General features: G+C 42.5%; 15 protein-coding genes and 1 tRNA gene. 8 read left to right on the top strand and 8 right to left on the bottom strand.

Annotation, left to right across the window (positions count from 1 at the left end; translation table 11 throughout):
• Positions 1–69: 69 nt before the first annotated feature.
• The 4 genes from ACZW67_RS12185 to ACZW67_RS12170 all read right to left on the bottom strand — a co-directional run bounded on the left by ACZW67_RS12185 (position 70) and on the right by ACZW67_RS12170 (position 8,699).
• Positions 70–2,565 carry a DEAD/DEAH box helicase gene (locus ACZW67_RS12185; RefSeq protein WP_465183464.1) on the bottom strand — a complete coding sequence of 832 codons (2,496 nt, stop codon included), beginning with the start codon at positions 2,563–2,565 and terminating at the stop codon, positions 70–72.
• A 33-nt stretch (positions 2,566–2,598) separates the two neighbouring features.
• Positions 2,599–3,921, bottom strand: a complete 1,323-nt coding sequence (locus tag ACZW67_RS12180) for an ATP-binding protein (protein ID WP_465183463.1) — start codon at positions 3,919–3,921, stop codon at positions 2,599–2,601.
• Between the two features lie 48 nt (positions 3,922–3,969).
• Positions 3,970–6,390: a TerB N-terminal domain-containing protein gene (locus tag ACZW67_RS12175; protein ID WP_465183462.1), complete on the bottom strand. Its 2,421-nt coding sequence runs from the start codon at positions 6,388–6,390 to the stop codon at positions 3,970–3,972.
• A gap of 128 nt (positions 6,391–6,518) precedes the next feature.
• A complete protein-coding gene (locus tag ACZW67_RS12170) occupies positions 6,519–8,699 on the bottom strand; it encodes an ATP-dependent helicase (RefSeq protein WP_465183461.1) in 2,181 nt (726 codons plus the stop codon).
• A gap of 373 nt (positions 8,700–9,072) precedes the next feature.
• Here ACZW67_RS12170 and ychF point away from each other — a divergent pair, with 373 nt between their 5' ends.
• The 4 genes from ychF (at position 9,073) to ACZW67_RS12150 (ending at position 13,163) form a co-directional block, all read left to right on the top strand.
• Entirely contained in the window at positions 9,073–10,170 is a 1,098-nt protein-coding gene (gene ychF, locus ACZW67_RS12165; RefSeq protein ID WP_465183460.1) for a redox-regulated ATPase YchF, read from the top strand.
• A gap of 129 nt (positions 10,171–10,299) precedes the next feature.
• Positions 10,300–10,863 (top strand): hypothetical protein, encoded by a 564-nt coding sequence (locus tag ACZW67_RS12160; RefSeq protein ID WP_465183459.1) that lies wholly within the window; start codon positions 10,300–10,302, stop codon positions 10,861–10,863.
• A gap of 80 nt (positions 10,864–10,943) precedes the next feature.
• Positions 10,944–12,377 (top strand): deoxyguanosinetriphosphate triphosphohydrolase, encoded by a 1,434-nt coding sequence (locus tag ACZW67_RS12155; RefSeq protein WP_465183458.1) that lies wholly within the window; start codon positions 10,944–10,946, stop codon positions 12,375–12,377.
• 105 nt (positions 12,378–12,482) lie between these two features.
• Positions 12,483–13,163 (top strand): TetR family transcriptional regulator, encoded by a 681-nt coding sequence (locus ACZW67_RS12150; RefSeq protein ID WP_110923082.1) that lies wholly within the window; start codon positions 12,483–12,485, stop codon positions 13,161–13,163.
• Between the two features lie 160 nt (positions 13,164–13,323).
• Here the strand turns inward: ACZW67_RS12150 and ACZW67_RS12145 are convergent, their stop codons facing one another.
• Both ACZW67_RS12145 and ACZW67_RS12140 read right to left on the bottom strand, forming a co-directional pair.
• Positions 13,324–14,007 (bottom strand): TetR/AcrR family transcriptional regulator, encoded by a 684-nt coding sequence (locus tag ACZW67_RS12145; RefSeq protein WP_465183457.1) that lies wholly within the window; start codon positions 14,005–14,007, stop codon positions 13,324–13,326.
• A 219-nt stretch (positions 14,008–14,226) separates the two neighbouring features.
• Positions 14,227–15,015 carry a TatD family hydrolase gene (locus tag ACZW67_RS12140; protein WP_465183456.1) on the bottom strand — a complete coding sequence of 263 codons (789 nt, stop codon included), beginning with the start codon at positions 15,013–15,015 and terminating at the stop codon, positions 14,227–14,229.
• 296 nt (positions 15,016–15,311) lie between these two features.
• Between ACZW67_RS12140 and ACZW67_RS12135 the strand changes: the two genes are divergently transcribed.
• The gene (locus tag ACZW67_RS12135) at positions 15,312–15,977 is read left to right on the top strand and encodes an acyltransferase (protein WP_465183455.1); all 666 of its coding nucleotides are present in this window, start codon (positions 15,312–15,314) and stop codon (positions 15,975–15,977) included.
• A 20-nt stretch (positions 15,978–15,997) separates the two neighbouring features.
• Here the strand turns inward: ACZW67_RS12135 and tfpB are convergent, their stop codons facing one another.
• A complete protein-coding gene (gene tfpB / locus ACZW67_RS12130; protein WP_465183454.1) occupies positions 15,998–17,785 on the bottom strand; it encodes a type IV pilus assembly ATPase TfpB in 1,788 nt (595 codons plus the stop codon).
• Positions 17,786–17,835: 50 nt separating this feature from the next.
• A complete protein-coding gene (gene tsaA, locus ACZW67_RS12125) occupies positions 17,836–18,693 on the bottom strand; it encodes a tRNA (N6-threonylcarbamoyladenosine(37)-N6)-methyltransferase TrmO (RefSeq protein WP_465183453.1) in 858 nt (285 codons plus the stop codon).
• Between the two features lie 355 nt (positions 18,694–19,048).
• Here tsaA and ACZW67_RS12120 point away from each other — a divergent pair, with 355 nt between their 5' ends.
• From ACZW67_RS12120 to ACZW67_RS12110, 3 genes are all read left to right on the top strand, one after another.
• Positions 19,049–19,822: a ferredoxin--NADP reductase gene (locus ACZW67_RS12120; protein ID WP_110923088.1), complete on the top strand. Its 774-nt coding sequence runs from the start codon at positions 19,049–19,051 to the stop codon at positions 19,820–19,822.
• Between the two features lie 159 nt (positions 19,823–19,981).
• Positions 19,982–20,067 (top strand) — tRNA-Leu (locus ACZW67_RS12115).
• A gap of 165 nt (positions 20,068–20,232) precedes the next feature.
• Positions 20,233–20,547: Arm DNA-binding domain-containing protein (locus ACZW67_RS12110; RefSeq protein WP_465183452.1), on the top strand; the 315-nt coding region annotated here is incomplete at its 3' end.

Here is a 20,547-nt window from a genome sequence, read left to right as displayed (position 1 = left end):
TTTAAAAATGCTATTGAAGTAATAAACATATCTTACAAGAAGGTGATATGTTGAGTAGCTTCCAAAATTTTATTTGTAGTCAACTTCTCTTTCAAATAATAGCTGCAACCATTCACTGAGTCCCTCAATATCAAAGGCTTTTGTACCATAGCCAAGATTTAATAAATCCTCAGGTAGATATTCATCAAACTTCTCAATCATCTTATTTGGTACATTTTCGGCAAGTTCAGTAGCACTAGGCATAGCATTTGATGCTAAAAAGCTCAAAAATCTAATAGTTTGAACTGAATCAACTTTGTTAATACATATCACGCCAGCATACCTCTCAATAGAGAAATTATGTTGTATCAGCAGGGCTGCCAAGGTGTTGACAATTTTATCACCACGCCACATAAAGATATAAGTATTACCGTCTTGGTCTATAAGAGGTCGATGACGTAATTGACACCTGTCAAAAGTCTCAATGCTTTCTTTGAATAGTTCACGCGCTGTTTTATCAGCGAAGTCTACTTTTTTATCACCGACTGAAATACGATAATCACCACTACTTAATATGTCGTACATTTCTTGGCGGACTCGGTCATGTATCGACATATCTCCGTCGCCATCAAAATCTGGAGGCTGACCGCCGCCTTGGACAGCACTCACATAAATGACCTTTTTATCCATATCGATATCTTTGACTTGCCAGCGTATACCAGCGAAGATGATGTATTGTTCGGGTAGCAGCAGAGTAGTGACGGGTAATGTACCCAGTGTTTTACTACCAGCCACAAGACGATACTCTTCTGGCGTTTTAAACACCGCATAAAAAGTATAATAACCAACGATACGCTCGCCTACTACCCCTAACACTAATTGCTGATTGCCAAGCTGGGTAATCAGTTGCATCGCGCCCATTTGTGATAATAAGGATTTAAAATGAGTAGGTGTTATCTTTTGAAAAGGACCTTGTCTACATAGCAAAGTATAAATTTGATCGGCACGAATACCACCCCATTGACCGATAGTCGCTAGCACTTGATGCAGCAAAGTTGAAAAGTGATAAAGCGACGTATCTGCAGGCTCAAACCATCGGCTAGCGATAAGCAGTCTTATCATTGCTAATGACTGAATAAGCTGTAAGCGTAGTCTATCCACCAAGCTAGTATCGACATCGATTTGTTTTTCGGTGATGAGCATGCGTAGCACTGATGAGCCGCCTCGCCTACCCGAGCGCCCAAGCCGTTGCCGCAAGCTTGAAACTGAATGCGGTGCTGTTACCTGTACAACAGAATCTACTTTACCGATATCGATACCTAGCTCTAAAGTCATCGTACAGACAGCAGTAGTCGGCAAATCCTCTTTTTGCAAACGCTGCTCTAATCCTTCTCTTAACTCTTTTGCTAACGAGCCATGATGAGGAAAAAACTCATTTGGAACGATGTTTTGTTCACATTTCTCACTTAGCAGTGTGGCTATAAGTTCAGTACGCTTACGGCTATTGGCAAAGATCAGGTGATTACCGCCACGACAAAAGCGATATAAATCCGTACATATTTGTGATTGATCATCATAGGAAATCTCAAAATTACTACTATTAATAATGGCACTCTCTAGACCAATACCTGTAAACCTTTCTTCTTCAGTTTTATTACTTTCATAATTAGTCTCAACACCATCAATTTGTACCATTTGCATTATCTGACTAGGTTCCATACAACCTTTTAGCTGAACATTAACATTTGAGGTTGAGTTAGTATCTTCGACAATAACGCAAGGTGGCAAGCTGTTAGAACGTAGCGATAAAGGAACCCTTTCTAAATCGCCCAAATCAGACTCAACGCTATTATTTTGCACCGCTTGCATTAGCTGACTAGGCTCTACGTAACCTTTTAGCTGAACTTTAACGTTTGAAGTCGATTCAGTGTCTTTAATAATGACGCAAGGTAAGGATTTATTAGGGCGTAGCGATAAAGGCACAGTTTCTAGATCGCCCAAAGTGGCGCTAAGCGCGACCCTAGGAATAGGATCATCTAACCGCCCCGCCACATGCTCAAGACGGTTCAGTAAGGACAATAAGTGCTGTCCACGCTCACTACCCAAAAACGCATGAAACTCATCTATGACAATATATTTTAGCTCACCAAAAGCTTGCTTTACCCATCCTGCATCTCTTATCAATAAGGATTCAAGCGATTCAGGAGTAATCAAAATAATGCCTGACGGTGACTTTTTCTGTTGTTTCTTTTTACTTAGCGGACTGTCGCCATGCCATGGAGTCACTTGCATGTCTAGTAGTTCCGCTAAACTTTGTAAGCGTCGATACTGGTCATTAATCAATGCTTTTAGCGGGCTGATATAAAGAATACCAACGCCCTTGTTTTGGTGAGCGATAGCGCTGCAAGCAGGCAAAAAGAAAGCTTCTGTTTTACCCGCAGCGGTTGCCGCACTGATAAGCACATCCGTTTGTCCTGATAAAATAGGTGCGATAGCTTTGGCTTGTACTTCGCGTAATCCGTGCCAGCCTTGGTTAAAAATCCAGCGTTGCACACGTTTATCAAGCTCGGTATGGGCATCTCTCAAAGTAATTTTCCGTCCTAAAGTTATATATCAAACTTATAAGCTAAAGTCTGCAAGTCCATCATCTTCATCCATGTCACTAAGGTCGCTCATATCGATGTCCATATCGGACGGCGTCTCAGGGTCGATAGCTACCGAATGAATGAGATGATCCCATGAGATCGTAGGATTTTGGTCGATGACAGCTAGCATATCTAAAAATGCCTTGATGGTATTACGTGGCGTTCTAAAATAAGCATCACCAATCGTTTGGCTACAGTGTTGCAAAAAAGCTTGTAGTGACTCATCAGGCACTAGATATGCAGACTCATCACCGCCCGCATAAACGTGACGTAGGTTTTTCAGCAAGATATAAAGCTCCTCTGGCGTTAGGCTAGCTAAATGTAATGCGGGAGATGAATAATCGATAACCCCTGCCTTCTTGGCAAAGCTGTTGTCTGCTAAACGAGTTTGCAAAGCATCATAGCTATATAAACCCTTGCGCGGGTCGAGTAAGAACTCAGGAGTACCCCCTAATAAGAACCCTAGGTTCTCAGCCGTACCTTGCAAACAGTCATTTAATATACGCAGAATTTGCTCATAGTTACCTTGACGCGCTTGCGTACTATTGAGCTTATATAGATTGACCATCTCGTCCAAATTAACGAGTAATCCTTGATAGCCAGCTTGGCGAACGAATAAACTCATGATTTTTAGGGAATCATAAAAGGAAGCATCAGAGATAATCGTGCGCACGCCTAAGTCTCTTTTGGCATCAGTCTTAGTAGAGTATTCTGCACGTAGCCAGCGAATAGCGTTGACTTTTAACTCGTCATTACCTTCTTCGTGTCCTTGCCAATAAGCTTCAATGACTTTTGCAAAATCATAACCGCCTACCAACTCAGTCAATTCAGCTAAATTTTGCTGTATAACGTCACTGATAGCTTCTCTGCTACTGTCCGCTTGTTTGCGTGCTTCGGTAATAAAACGCTCAACTACACTGGCAAGCCCATTGCCATCAGGCTTATTGCGCGTTGATAAGTTACGCATCAGCTCAGAATATAAATTCCTCGCTTGGCCTGACGATGCTTGAATACGTCTGTCAGGCGATAAATCCGCATTCACCGTGACCAATTTACGCTCAAGTGCGATGGCGCGAACCACGCTCAAAAAGAAAGTCTTCCCCGACCCATATTCCCCAATAATCAGCCGAAATGCAGAACCACCATCAGCCACACGTTCAATATCATCTATCAAAGCTTTGAGCTCATTAATACGTCCCACTTGGATATGCTGAATACCAACTTTGGGGGTAACGCCAGCCTTGAGCGACTGGATAATCGCGTCGCGTTCTTTGGCTCTAATTTTTTTACCACTCATCTTTATTCCTTTTTAATCTATTATTTTTAGTGTGCTAGCTTTTATGTGCTATGAATTCAACGCTTTTAACTCGTCTACAATCTCAAAATCAACGACCACTTCATCATCATCTTCTAATACGGGCGCATCAACTTTATCGTACGCCCAGTCGTTAATAGTTTCAATAGCGCCATTTATCATTAGATTTAACGATTCGCATAATTCGTTGACGGCTTCACGTTGCCATACCTCGGCACCAATAAGCTCTTGATACAGCTGGCTGTGACTACTATCTAGTCCGTTTATGATCACCTCATTACCTGAACTATGATTGTTAACAGGCACGTTACTCTGATGCTCAGTCACCGTCTTACTGCTTATCTTTAATAGTACACTCTCTTTTATATCATCTTCGCTTTCTTCATCTTCTACAGCAAAGATCTTACTTAGCATCGCTTTAGCCACTGCGGTCTCACGTTCATGTAGCGCCAATAGTTCGGCATCAAAACTAAATGAACGGCTATTTTTGTCGCTATTGTCTTTGGTTTCAGGCGCATTATTTATGCCTATGTTTACTTTTTTATTAGTCGTCATCTGATGAATATCACTAGTCACCATCGTTTTATCCAGACCTAAAGCTTGATATAACTTTTCGATTTGTTTGATTTGACTGGGTTCAATATTGCCATTCGCTAAAGCAACGGTAATGATAAAGCGGCTGATAAAGCCAATATATTGGTCGTCAAGATCAGCCAATGTCGCTTTTAGACCTGCCATATTTGCTGGGGTATTTAACTGCCATAGCAAATAAGCGGTCAGAGAGCCTTTTTCAATAGTGGTCAGTTGACTGTCTTGATTGAGCAGCGTCAATAGTGTATTCACTTCCCTTTTATCAACATAGCCATTAATAGTCGCTACCATTGCCCCTAACCTCATAGCTAGGCTGACTTGATAGAACGACGAGCTCGGTTCAAAATCTTCACAATGCGCACCATGACCGCCAGCAAATAACACAGCATAACCGTCCGATTGTAAGCGCGTCTGATGATAACGCTGGTCAGGTGCAATACCAAAACCAGCAAGCTCTACCAAATGGATAATCAGCTCGTTTTGTTTTTTGCTCAGCGTTTTGCTAGATGTTTGTGGCAAGGGCTCATCCAAATATGCCCATAACTCTTTAGTCGTTGTTAGCCCTTCATTGTTTTTTATAATGGACTGGGCCCATATTTTAAATTTTCTAATAGTAGGGTTGTCATTTAAATAATCTTGCTGATAAATAAGCATCTTAGGTAATAACATGATAGCGGCAATGTCATCAGCCGAGCTATCCTCCTTGCCCAAATAACGACTGTAAGCATCTAAAGCATCATTGCATTGTTCAGCGATAGTTATAATTTTTTTGACAGGCGCTCGCAGGATGCTTGGGTCTGGCAAGTCATCAAGCGTAAGCTCTACGCTAACGATAGAACGACTGGCAGCGTTATAGCTGAGCTTAAGCCTAGTTTTATTGGCAGAAACTACGAAACCGTTTTGGTAAATATCTTGGTAGAGGACTTCGAATAACGATTTAAACACCGCTTCACAGCGCTTGGCGGGAGTTTTAAAATTGTATTCATTAGAATATACCAACCACTCCCATGCTAATGATGCAGGAATAGGCAATTGCAACGCTACCGTCCTTGCCAAATGCATCTTAAATTTTAGGTTTTGGCTAGTGAAAGGCGGTGGCAGTAAATCCCCTGTTTGCGCTTTATCTTCAAATAACAAGGACCGAATAAGGGTCATAAACGCTAAAAAATGTGCTGAATAACTGTCGAACGAAGCAGACTGGCTGCCATAGATGCGATTGAGTCGTGTCACTTCTTCATAGATAGCCATAAACTCAGCATCGGAGACAACATCATCGTTAATATGTTCAATAATACGGCGCTCAAAACCGCCAAAATAAATGAACACATAGCCAATAGGCGTACTTGGATGCGCGCGATTTGAAGCTAGCCAATCAAGATAAGTACCTCGGCATTTAACGGACAAACGCTCGTAACTTGGCCAATAACCAAGCGATTCATCATGATAAATTGGCGATATACTCTGGATGACGTTTGGAGAGCTGGCAGGTAAACTATCATCGACTAGCGAAGGTTCAATACCAAACCCCGTTAGCATTTTGAGCTGACCACCAACATAATGAAAACCGCGCTCAATAGAACGTCCTTTAATATTAAAGGATTCGTTTTCTTTGAACCAGCGTCCTAACTGCTTATTGGCTGAAACACCAGAAGCATTGTTAGATTTACCAGATGAGATGATAAATGACGCGAAATCATCTGTATCGTCATTTTGACTAGACTGACTTACTCTATGTCGGTTATCGGGCTTTATATCAGGTGGTAAGTCTATAAAAGCGGGCTTTGTTGTTTTATTACCTTGAGCATCGGCATCATATTTTTGTCTAAAGAGTGCCTTTACATCGGCGATGAAATTCTTCATTAATTATAAAGTCCATGCTAAGTAGTACGAAGGTTGGTATAAAGAATCAGTCGCCAATACTATTCTAACAACAAACGTGCATTAATTATGCCTGTATTTTTATATTATTTATCGAATTACAATACCCTTCACCACCACACTGGGTCATCATTCTCCTCTCTCACCTGTCTAGAAGCTTCGACGGTGACCTCATTCGCAGACAGCTCCGCGATGAAGCGTGATGGCTTGTCAAAATACCCTGAATAACTGGCGAAGTAATCAGGCGCCGTTAGATACAGTCTGCTCTTGGCTCGACTACAAGCAACATAGAATAATTTCCGTTCCTCTTCTAACTCCTCAAAGTCATCCAAAGAGCGATGGTGCGGCGTGATACCATCGACCAATGAGTTGACAAACACCACTGGCCACTCTAGCCCTTTGGCACTGTGGATAGTCGAGATAGTGACTTTATCACTGTCATTATCATCAGGTTGACTGGTTGTGGCTACCGAATCATTAGGTGGATCGAGTGCCAAGTTTTCTAAGAAGTTATCAAGGCTACTGTGTTCCGTTGCCAAGTTTTTGAGCACACGAAAGTCCTCGCTGCGCTCACGCCAATTCTCTTCAATCGTTTTTAAGACAGGAATATAGAACTCTAAAATATGCTCAATGACCGTCTCGACTGATTCAGTTTTATTTGCCTTAGTAAGCGTATTGTATAAAGGCTCAAGCTGTTCGCTTTTTTTAGAAAACTTCGCTGTGAGTAGTGGCTCAAAGGAGTTGTTATCGGCATTAATCGCTTGGGTCAAACGCGTCGCGGTGACTGTCCCAACGCCTTGGAACAAGGTCAAAATTCGATGCCATGCAATCGTATCATTGGGGTTATAAAGAATTTTAATAAAGGCCAAAACGTCTTTGATATGTCGCCTTTCAACGAACTTAATACCACCTACCACGATGAATGGAATATGACACTCCATAAACTCTAGCTGTACATAATTGGATTGAAACGACGTGCGGCACAGTACCGCAAAATCATTGTAATCATGATCTGACTTTAGCTCGATGATTTTATCAGCGATATATTTGGCTTCTTTTGTCTCATTGCTTAGGCGGCTAAACACTGGCTTATGCCCACTTATCGATGCGCCAGAGTACAGTTGCTTTTGATAGCCTAGCGTTATTTGCTCAGACAAGACATTGATATAATCCAAAACAGCGGGCGTACTGCGATAGTTTTGCTCGAGCTTAATGAGCTTGGCATCGGGATAGGTCTCACCGAATAATAGAATGTTTTCGTAATTGGCACCGCGAAAAGCATAAATACTTTGATTGTCATCACCGACCACCATCAACGATACCGACTCAGGTTCACATATTAAGTCGATTAACTGTTTTTGCGGAATATTGGTGTCTTGATATTCATCAACCATGATATAGCGATATTGGTTTTGTAGCATTTGGCGAAAGGTATCATTGGTCTTCAAATGGCGCACGACCTGACTAATAATATCGTCAAAGTCGTAGAGGTGATTGGCACGCTTATATTCATGAAAATCAACTGCTAATTGCTCGATAATCGGAATATGTACGGCGATATCAGGATAACTGCTTTCGATTAAGTCGCGGATATGAATGCGTCTATTCCGAGAGCTAGAAATGATATTTTGTAGCGTCTTTTTACGCGGAAAGGCTTGGCTTTTGTTTTGCGCAGGATACTTTTTTTCTTTATGGATTAAGTCGATGGCATCTTCGCTATCGCCAGTATCTAAAATCGTAAATCGTGGATTAATACCGAGCAGCCCTGAATATTGACGCAGCAGCATATTGCAAAACGAGTGAAAAGTACCACTAGTGATATCGTTGAGCCGCTTATCAGTTGGAAGTTTATCCCTAGCCAAATCCTCATCAGATAAACTATTAGTCAATAAAGTCTTTGCACGATTTTTGATTTCATTGGCGGCTTTACGCGTAAAAGTCAGTAGCAAGATGCTTTTGGGCGTGACCCCATTCTCTAACAAATAACTAGTGCGGTACGTGAGCGTTTTGGTCTTGCCAGAGCCTGCACCAGCTATAACCAAAACTTTGCCTTCGATAGTTGTGGCTGCTAATAATTGGTCAGGATTTAGTTCGCGGGCATAGTCTACTTTTAATCCTAATTCACCACTCAGCCTTTGATTTAGCAGCTCAATATTTGCATCATCATTAGCATCGATTAAATTTGCCTCTAGCTTTTTAATCGCCTTTTCTAGACGTGCCAGCTTGGGTTTAATCTCCATAAAGTTTTGCGGATAATTGTAGCTGCGCGTGTCAAAGATCGTGGTAGTCATTATAGGGTTTTGCCTTTCATTTTATTTTAGCTGCTTTTATCAATACGGCGCATTTATCATTTATACCTAGGGCGTGTCATCAATTAGCACATTAATACATTTAGCGTTCATAATGAGGACTGCTCGTACAGTGTAGCGAGTCGTAGGCGCTTACCTGTCATACGCCTATAAGCCAAACTATTACTTTATAGCACAGCTTACCATAATCGATAAAACAGCAAAATTGCCAGTCATGAGAAGAAGCAAAATCTCAGTATACAATACAACAACCTCACCCCTATTCCCGTAAATTTGCTACAATGTGCCCAATTTTGATTTATCATTTAACCAATCTTTATACCAACTGATTTTATTAATACATTGAGAGAATGTTATGGGTTTTAATTGCGGCATCGTCGGCCTACCAAACGTGGGTAAATCCACCTTGTTTAATGCGTTGACCAAAGCGGGAATCGCCGCTGAAAACTTTCCATTTTGTACCAAAGATCCCAACACGGGTATCGTACCAGTACCAGACCCACGCCTAAAGAAATTGGCTGATATCGTTAATCCTGAACGCGTGCTACCAACGACCATGGAGTTTGTTGATATCGCAGGTCTAGTCGCAGGCGCGTCAAAAGGCGAAGGCATGGGCAACCAGTTCCTAGCCAACATCCGTGAGACTGATGCGATTGCTCACGTCGTGCGCTGTTTTGATGATGACAACGTCGTCCACGTCGATGGCCGCGTCAGCCCAATTGATGATATCGAAACCATCAATACCGAGCTTGCATTGGCAGATTTAGAGGCTGTTGAGCGCGCTATATTCAACTTAACCAAAAAAGCCAAAGGCGGTGACAAAGACGCTGGTGCTATGCTTGATATCTTCAAAAAAATTGAACCATTATTAGCAGATGGTCAGGCAGCACGCGCCGCCAATCTTGATGCGGATGAGAAAAAACTCATCAGAAGCTATGGTTATGGTTTAATCACGCTAAAGCCTACCATGTATATCGCTAACGTCTCTGAGGATGGTTTTGAAAACAACCCATACTTAGATGCCGTTCGTAATTACGCCACTGGTGAAGACTCTATCGTCATCGCGCTGTGCAACCAAATCGAATCTGAAATCGCTCAGCTTGATGAAGACGACAAAAAAGACTTCCTAGCTGAGATGGACATGGAAGAAGCCGGTCTTGATCAAGTAATCCGTGGTGGTTATGACTTACTTGATATGCAAACTTATTTTACCGCTGGTGTAAAAGAAGTGCGTGCTTGGACCGTGGCTATTGGCGCAACTGCCCCACAAGCTGCTGGCGTAATTCATACTGATTTTGAGCGCGGCTTCATTCGTGCCGAAGTCATCGCGTATGATGATTTCATCGAACACAATGGTGAAAAAGGCGCAGCTGCTGCTGGTAAATCGCGTTTGGAAGGCAAAACATACATCGTACAAGATGGCGACGTGATGCATTTCCGTTTTAACGTATAACTTTAAGCGGTAGATAGCACTTAAAACTAATGAGCCGATGATGGAGATTCTTCATCATCGGCTTTATTTTGCACATTAATTGTTATATTATAACATATCTTTATTTTTGCTTATTTGAGGATTTATATTATGGCGGCTTATTTCTCTTTTTCTAAACTCGCAGGTGCTGCGCTCATAGGCAGTGTGGTGACAGGTTCACTATTGGGCTGTCAACCTAGCACTGACGCTGAGGTAGTAACCGCTGTAGAGGATCATGAAGGGCACGAGCATGATCACGAAGGGCACGAAGAGCACGAAGAGCATGACGAACACGATCATGATGAGCATGAAGGACATGAGGGAAATCAGCACGAAGCACATGATGAGCACGAAGGACACGATCATGAAGGCCATGACCACGCCAGTGCAGGCACGCCATTCTCTTGTGAGCCTACGGCTACTATTGGGGTTTCTTATAATAATGACAGTACGCCACAGACAGCGACCCTGCTCATCGATGGTCTAGAGTATGACTTGACTGCTGCTAATAGTGACACTGATAAGGCCATTTATATGAGTGATATTGGCTTAGATGACACTCATGGCATCATATGGCAAGTAAATGGTGACAAGGCAACACTACTCAATAAAACATTGGACGGCAATGTGGCTATCGAAAAGGAAGACGTCCTTTTTAACTGCCAGAAATCTTAATGTAGTTCTCTAACTATATATCTGTACCAAGGGCGCTATTTTGCTATGCTAGAGGCTCCCTTGGTTTCGGATGTTTTAATATGCTAAGTACACCAACCTCTTTGCCGTCTCCTACCACACAATGGTCTCATCTGCTCAACTCGCAGCGTCTTGGCGCTGCCAAAAAATTTAATGCCAATACGAGTACCCGCTCTCAGTTTCATAAAGACTATGACCGGCTGGTATTTTCGCACTCCTTTCGACAGCTAAATCAAAAAACTCAAGTTCATCCGTTGACCAATCAGCTTGGGATTCATACTCGCTTAACACATTCGCTTGAGGTCTCCTGTATTGGACGCTCTTTAGCAATGATGGCAGCAGAGAAGCTCCATGATAAATTAGGCAACGGCCTACCAGCAGGTATTTCGCCAGCGGATGTTGGTGTCATTGTACAAGCCGCCTGCCTCGCTCATGATATTGGCAACCCGCCTTTTGGGCATGCAGGAGAATACGCCATTCGGGACTGGTTCAGGTTGCCTGAGCCGCAGACGATTTTGCAAACCTTGAGCCACCACGAGCAGCTAGACCTACTGGCATACGAAGGTAACGCGCAAGGGTTTAGATTGCTCGTCAATAACGAGCACCATCCGGATAAAGGCGGCATGCGCCTCACTTGTGCGACCTTAGGTGCGTTTATGAAATACCCTTGGTTAGCGACGCACAGCAATGATACTTCTCAAAGCACAAATTTAGGCGGCATCGCGACCAACGTGCAAAAATTTGGCTGTTTTTATAGTGAGGCCGCACAGCTAGAAGAGCTAGCAGCTTGCTTAAATCTACCGCGCTCTGAGCAACACGATGGCTTTGCGCGGCATCCACTGGCTTACTTACTAGAAGCGGCAGATGATATTTGCTATGCGTTGATAGACTTAGAAGATGGCATCAATCTAAACATGCTCACTTATCAGGAGGTCGCCACGATATTTTATGAGCTGATTGGTGAGCGCCCTGATAGTATTAACTTACCAGCACACATGTCCGTTAGGCAGAGTCTTGCGTCATTGCGAGCACGTGCCATGATGCGTTTGGTAAACACGGTGACTGATGCCTTTGTTGCCAATAGTGATACCCTGCTAGCTGGAAAACTCCAAGGCAGTTTATTTGACCACTGTGATATCAGTGTGCGAAGTGGCATCAACCAAGCAAAGCAATTGGCACGTGAGAAGATATTTAATCACCCAAGTAAAGTACGAATGGAGCTAATGGCCAATCAATGCTTACATCGTCTATTAGATGCTTTTATGCCATTGGCTTGGGCAGGCAGTAGAGCAACATCTGACCCTCAATCCATGTCCTTTGAGCAGCAACGTCTGTCAAAGTTGCTACAGCCTCACCTTTGTGAACATCGCCGCGAGCTATCAGATGATATCTATCACAATATTTTAAATATTTTAGATTTTATTACTGGCATGAATGACCATGAAGCGTATCGATTGGCGCAGGAATTGCAGGGTCATTGGGGCACAATGGTTTAAAAGACCAGTGCATGGTTTAGTAAATTAATACAAGTTGCGTATTTCATTCGTATTTTTACGCTGAAATGAGTATGATAAACACCTACCGGACAACTTTGAAATATTATGAGCAGTCGCGAACAAAAGAAACTTCAAACTCGGCACGCCTTTTTCAATGCCGTACTCGATTTATGTATGACAGGGCAATCTTTTAGCTCTATCAGCCTAAGACAAGTCACGCGTGAAGTCGGCGTAGTACCGACCGCATTTTATCGACATTTCGATGATATGGAATCGCTCGGACGTGCGTTGGTGGTTGAAGAGTTAGGAGGCACATTGGCCATATTAAGCGATAGCTTACAGATTGGCCGCAAGCGTAGTTTCGATCGTCAAATTGCCAAGAGTATTCAGCTGTTTTTGTATATGGTGAGCGATCAGCCTTATTACTGGCAGTTTTTGGTCAGTGAACGTTATGGCGGATCGGAATCTGTCCGTAAAGCCATCAATGAGCTCACAAAGAAGCATGCTCAAGGCTTGGCTGATGATCTAGCACTACAGCCAGCATTTACTCATATCAATGACTATGACCGTCGGTTATTGGCCGAAGCTGGGGTCAATATGTTTTTCTCTTGGATTATCGACTGGTTGGAGCTGACGTACACGGAAGACCATGATGATGAGATCGACTTGAACGAGATTGAAGAGAATAAGCAGATGATGCTGCATAACTGTACTCGTCAAGCACAGATGCTGTTTTATGGTGCTTATAACTGGAAATCTACGGAAGAAACCCTATTAGAAGATTAGGGCTCAGTATGTGTAATTAATTTTTAAAAGTTATAAAAAGCTAAATGCTGTGTGTTGCCATAATCAATATGACAACACACAGCACTTATAACGATACTGCTTACGACATGAAAACTGAATAGACAGTATTAAGAGGCAATATTAAAAGTCAATAAACCGCTTAATAATTGGTATTGCGATGCTCTTCTGACTCGGTCTCAATCTGTTCTACCAATTCCTGCATATCTTCATCCATCACCTCATCGTCCACAGCAGGATAATGGCTAGGCAACTCTAGTATTTGCTGGACAAATGCATAACGTAAAGTATCTCGGCGACCCAAGTAACGCTGATAAAAGCTTGAGTTTAATAGCCCAGCACCACCTTGACCCATCGCCCAGATAGATGACAGATAATCTCGCGTACTCAAACTGCTGTGCTCATCTTTTAAATAAGCACTAATGATATTAATCAAGCGTTTCATACGCTGACGGCGAATATCATATAACTCACCAAACAATCGATTTAGGCCCGTTACCGAGGCGGCCAAACGCTCTTCGATTTGATTCAGTAGCATGGCTTTTTGTGGATTGAACAGCTGCTGAAAAATCATCCGAGCGACACCTGCCGATGGACAATCATCAATACGATTGATATTAAACAGATGCTCTTCGTAACGGATAATAATACGTAAATAGAGCTCATCTTTGCTGGAGAAATGCTTATATAGTGTCCCTTTAGCCAAATCTAGCTGGTCTGCCAAACTGTCTAAAGTGATATCACCATCGCCCGACTCAAGTAGCAATTGCTCTGCCATCGCTAAGATATTTTCTTCTCGTACCTTGAACTGATGCTGACGACTCATAGTCTCTCCCAAAACTTGATAAGATTAAGCATATGACTGTCGTTTACGTTAACACACCAACATCAAGAGTATGGAGCCATACAGAGACTGCGCGAGGTCGACAAGGAATATGCTCATATTTTCTAATATAGTCATTAGCAATCATATAATTACGTCTGCTTGGAGCAGGTTATTATAAGGCTACATGGTAAATGACTGATTGGTCATAGCATAACCATTTTAATGATACTGTGCCAGTAAATTTTCAAAGTTTTTTGCGGTCAATGCACCAACGTCTTCGCTACTACAGCCATACATCTCTGCGATACAACTGGCCACGTAGGGCACATAGGCTGGCTCATTGGGTTTACCACGTTTAGGCACAGGTGCTAGATAAGGGCTATCGGTTTCGATAAGCAGTCTATCTCTAGGCATGTTTTTTGCGGCATCTTTGATTTGTTGCGCACTTTTAAAACTGACGATACCCGAAAATGAGATATAAAACCCTAAATCGAGTGCTTTTTTTGCGGTCCCCCAATCCTCGGTAAAGCAGTGGATAATACCGTGTTCTGCTCCTTCAGATTTTAAGATGTCAATTGTGTCTTCTTTGGCATCACGCATATGGATGACGAGTGGTTTTTTCAGACTTTGACTGGCATGGATATGACGAGCAAGGCTGGCTTGTTGTTCTCTTTTATTTTCGGTTGACCAGTAATAATCTAATCCAGTCTCTCCTATCGCCCATACATGATCAGCACTAGCCGTTTCTATCAAACGGTCTACAGTCGCTGACTGTAATACAGCTATATCCTCACAAGGATGAATACCCACACTCATGCCTAGATTTAAGACGTCATCACTATAGGTGCTAACAATATTAGCTATATCATCATATTCAGCAAAATCACACATAATTGCCATCGCACGAGTGACATTGGCTTCTTTCATAGCGGCTATTGCGCCAGACAGTTGGCCGTCATACTTCGTCAAATCTAAACGGTTGAGATGACAATGGGTATCAGTAAACATAAAAATCTCGTTAATAAAAATTGATAAATAAAGGATATTAAAGTTAAAGCTTCGAATATAGTTGATTCAGTTTAAAAGAGATACAAGGCAACCGAGTGCAGATGTATATCTGATACTTCAATCGAGGTTAACGCGGTAACTCTTTTATAGAGGATTGACTATAGATAACTGTATTTATTGCTCTAGAATAAGCTATTTTCAAGTGCTGTTTGAAGGTACACTATAAAACGCTTAACCAGCAGACACTTTTATCCTTCTGACGACTTCTATTTGATTACTTGTATAAGCCCTTTATTATGACCCATAAAAAAACCATTACCCTGCCTCCTATCATCAAGACACTATTACCTAGACAGCTATACGGACAACGGTTTTTATTACAAGACAAAGGGCATCGCAATCATATCGATATCGCCGCAGATGCCCGTATTATTGGCAAGTCAGTTATTACCATTCGTCAAGGTCATGACAATCAAATTACCATCGGTGAGCATGGTAAATTTAATAAGCTAAACATAGACATCAATGGCAGTCATAATCGCATAACCATTGGAGAGAAAGTCAAATTCTCTGGGCAACTATTGATTGTCGGCAACCATTTACACATTCATATCGGTAATCATACTACGGCGATTGACTGTTATATTTTGGCACGTGACAAAAGCGTAACTATTGGTGAATCTTGCATGATATCTCGTGGTATTGAGATTCGTGCTACTGATGTCCACAAAGTTTACGATATAGACACCAATGCACGAGTAAATAACGCACATTCTGACGTCATTTTGGGAGACCATATTTGGATTGCTGCCAATGTGACTATTTCTAAGAACGTCTCTATTGCCAGTGGCTGTATCATTGCAGCAGGTGCTTTCGTCAATAAACCAGTCGAAACACCAAACTGCATGGTGGCCGGCACGCCAGCCAAAATCATTCGTCAAAATGTACGTTGGGAACGTTAAAAAAGTTTACGATTTGATTCTTAATTCAGTGGCACTACTCGCATCACCTCTTCTATAGTCGTCACCCCATCACTAATACGTTTCGCACCAGACAACCTTAGTGGCTGCACACCTTCACGGTATGCTTGCTGCTTAAGTACATCTAAGCTCGAATCAGCAGCGACCAGTTTTTTTAGCTCATTTGACAACGGCATGATTTCATAGAGACCCACACGACCTTGATAACCCGTATGACGGCAGTGTTCACAACCATTTGCAGTATAGATTTGTGCTGGGGCTGGCGCGCGCCAAGGCTGTACCAACTCTTGCCACTGAATCGCAATCTCACTGTCTGGCGTGACATCAACGGCTTGCTTACAATGCGTACATAACGTACGTAGCAGGCGCTGTGCCATCACTCCTAGTATGGTTGCCGAGGTTAAAAACGGCTGAATACCCAAATCATGCAAACGGGTAATGGAGCTGGGTGCATCATTGGTATGTAGCGTCGAAAGCACCAAATGCCCAGTTAGAGAAGCTTGCACAGCCATATTTGCCGTTTCTGCATCACGAATCTCCCCGACCATAATAATGTCTGGATCTTGACGCATCAAAGAACGAATACCCTCCGCGAAATGCAAATCAACGCCTGGATTTACCTGCATTTGGTTGAAAGCAGGCTCAATCATCTCGATAGGATCTTCAATCGTACAAACGTTAACCTGCTCTGTGGCAAGCTGTTTTAGCGTGCTATATAACGTCGTGGTTTTACCCGAACCCGTTGGACCTGTGACCAAAATAATACCGTTGGGATGCGCTGTCAGCTCATGCCACGTCTCAAGCTGCTTGCCGGATAAGCCAAGCTGCGCAAATGAACGCACCAACACTTCAGGGTCAAAGACACGCATGACCAATTTTTCACCAAATGCGGTAGGCATCGTAGATAGACGCAGCTCAGTCTCTAGCCCTTTTGGCGTACGGGTTTTGAGTCGACCATCTTGTGGCTTACGCTTTTCTGCGACATTGAGTCGTCCTAGAATCTTGATTCGTGCCGTGACCGCGACGATAATTGCTAAAGGCATCTCATAGACGGTATGCAGCACGCCATCGATACGAAAACGTACCTTGCCAGTCTCACGGCGTGGCTCTAAATGAATATCACTGGCACGCTGCTCAAAGGCATATTGCAACAGCCAGTCAACGACTCTGACGATATGTTGATCGTTCGCATCGGGATTGGTGTTGTCACCTAACTGCAGTAGCGCTTCGACGTTAGTGACATCAGCTGCCGCACGCTTGTGAATACTATTCGCGCCTGCAATGGCTTGTGTGACTTGATAGAACTCTTGTCGATAACGGTTGATCTGTTCAGGATTAATATAGACCGTACGATAAGTTTTAGACTTAATCAGCTTTTCAATATTTGAGTGCCAATCGGTATGAAACGGCTGATCTGTACCGATGACGACTTCATCCAGTGTGACTTCAATAGGCAAAATATGCTGTGAGCGTGCATACTCGAAGGACATCAGCTGCGTCACAGCAGGGACATCAACTTTCAACGGGTCGATGCGCACGAGTGGCATACCTGCTTTAGCCGCCAGCCATTGATTCAACCACGGCAATGCTAACTTGCTCTCAGAGTCGCTATCAAGCGCATGGCCATTTGGCAAGCCAAACTCGCTAATGGTCAACAGTGGATGTTGCGTCTTATCACGGCGACTAGTAATGACTAAATTATAGCCCCGTTGGTCAATCACTTTATCTGCCAACAGCTCATCTAGACACCAACGCAAATCAATCACTATTGAATATTTCTGCTCAGACATATTTTTCTTCTTTTATCGTTTTAGAATATATGGTCAAGAATGATATCAATTCATATCACTTCTACAACGGCGGTTATTTGTAGTTTATCTCCAGCTATCAACTGAAAGCTCACATCAACGGATTTATAGCGCATGGTAAACGGTATATTTACTTGCGTACGACGATACGCTGGACGAGGATCTTGCGCAATGAGTGCCTTAATAATATCAATATCAGAGAGTAATAACTGACTTTGCACCTGATGCATAAGCGTCGTAACCGTATCCTGCTCTATATTTATCTCTTTTTCATTATCAATAGGCTGTCCAGTATCAGCTAACGCTACAAACTGCTCATAAGCAGGCTCGGTCATCGTCACTGCTAACAGCGTAGGAGCCGTAGGTGCAAAGCCACTCTCTGCCTCTACAAGCGCATCGCTATACGTCACATACGGCTTAATATCGACAATAGGCGTGCCATCTATCATATCTGCACCGCTAATAATAAGAAATGCTCGTCCTTGTATAACCTCTACGCGCTCCAGCTTGACGACAGACAACCCTAGTGCCGACGGACGATACATACTACGACTGGCAAACACACCTATTTTTTGATTGCCACCCAACCGTGGTGGTCGTACTTGCGGGCGAAAGCCAGTGCTTTTTGTAGTATCCGCATTTTTATTAGCCGAATTGTCTTTTTTTATATAGTTATGATGAAACTGCCAACTAATCCAAATATGGCTAAACGCTTCCAAGCCCACGAATGCTGCTGGCGTATCGTAAGGCGAGAGCATTTCGATAACACTGGTTAGCGCTACCAAATTTGGCTGACGTGGCGCACCAAATTTTTGTGATAATGGTGCACGGTGGTAGCCCACTATGGGCGCATGATGATGGTTATCTAACTGTGCATCGTCACCAGACATAAAAGTCTCCAAGAAATCTACTAATAACCAAAAACTGCCAATATAAACCCGTTTTATCCAGTGATACACAATTACTCACTAACGATATTCCATTTTATCATGCCACATAGTAGCGGCTAGGCGGATTTTTATTTTAAATTTTGGTATTATGAGCGAGAATTATTATTGAGAATAGATTGCATCACGATAATTGTGGTCTTTATCTCATTAATAAGATATAAAATATACGTCGACATTTGGACACTGCCTGACCATTTAATCGTCATCATAATAAAAGTTTGATGCAGTGCTAACCCCTAATGACACATTCAATTAATACTGTTGACGCACACAGCGACTACTTAACGAGGACTTTATGTCAAAACTTCGCACCGAAACGGTTACAGAGGTTCGTCATTGGAATGACTCTCTATTTAGTATAAAAACCACTCGCGACGACGGCCTACGTTTTCGTAATGGTGAATTTGCGATGATTGGTATCGTCGTCGATGGCAAGCCATTATTACGTGCTTACTCGATTGCTAGCCCCAACTACGAAGACCAATTAGAGTTTTTCTCTATTAAGGTACCAGATGGTCCACTGACCTCACGCCTGCAACACATCAAAGTAGGTGATGAGCTGTTGGTTAGCAAAAAACCGACAGGGACACTGGTACTAGATGATTTATTACCGGGCAAGCATTTATATATGCTATCGACAGGCACAGGACTGGCACCATTTTTGGCGTTAGCACGTGACCCTGAAGTGTACGAGCGTTTTGATAAAATCATTTTGGTACATGGCGTGCGTCATGCCAAAGATTTGGCCTATCGTGAGATGTTCGAAACTGAGTTGGCCAATGATGAAATCTTTGGTGAATGGTTCCGCGAAAAATTCATTTACTATCCGACTGTGACTCGTGAAGAGTTTAGAAACCAAGGCCGCATCACTGACCTTATGAAATCAGGTAAGTTCTTTGAAGATATTGGCTTGCCACCGATGAATAAAGAAGATGATCGTGTGATGATTTGCGGTAGCATGCCATTCAACGCAGAAGTTTCTGCTATTTTGGATGACTTTGGTCTAACCGTCTCTCCACGTATGGGTGTTCAAGCAGATTATGCAGTCGAACGTGCCTTTGTAGGATAAGTGATATATAGAATATATCGGTTTTTTTGATTTAATTGCAAATTATATAAAATAATTCTTGACGATAAAAAATAGCCTGCTATAATACGCAGCCTATACAGAGTTAACCCTGTAGCCCAATTCGATAATACCTATCTAATAGATATTATTACCTAACATGCCAGTGTGATGGAATTGGTAGACATGACGGATTCAAAATCCGTTGCCTAATAAGCGTGTCGGTTCGAGTCCGACCACTGGTACCAATATATAGTTCTATAGTTACTTATAGAGCCGACAAAGCCCCTGATATCAGGGGCTTTGTTGTATCTGGTGTTTCATACTGTCCCACTCTATCTATCCTAATCCATGCACTTTGAGTATACTGTCAAGTATACCGAGTTTTGAGTCTACTCATGGAGATCTAGGATATGGAAAGAAAAGCGATCAGTTCAGACCGGAGCATCAGCAGCCATAAGCCTGAAGATAAAAAATACTTCGTTGCTGTCAAAAATCATCCCAAGCTATTCTTAATGGTACGTCCTACTGAAACCAAATCATGGATGTATCGCTACTACCCGCCTTCAAACCCTAAGCAAAGTATTATCTCCATCGGTACATATCCAAGTACCTCATATGCTCGTGCCTGTGAATTTTGGCGTGAATATGAGGACTTACTAAGTAAAGGTATTGATCCAAAAGTCTACCGTGAAGAATTAAAGAAAAGTAATATTAGTAAAACTAAA

This window comes from Psychrobacter sp. TPE 89C, from assembly GCF_055522395.1.
The sequence above is the reverse complement of the archived record's forward strand: the minus strand, read 5'-3'. Positions and strand labels throughout refer to the sequence as shown.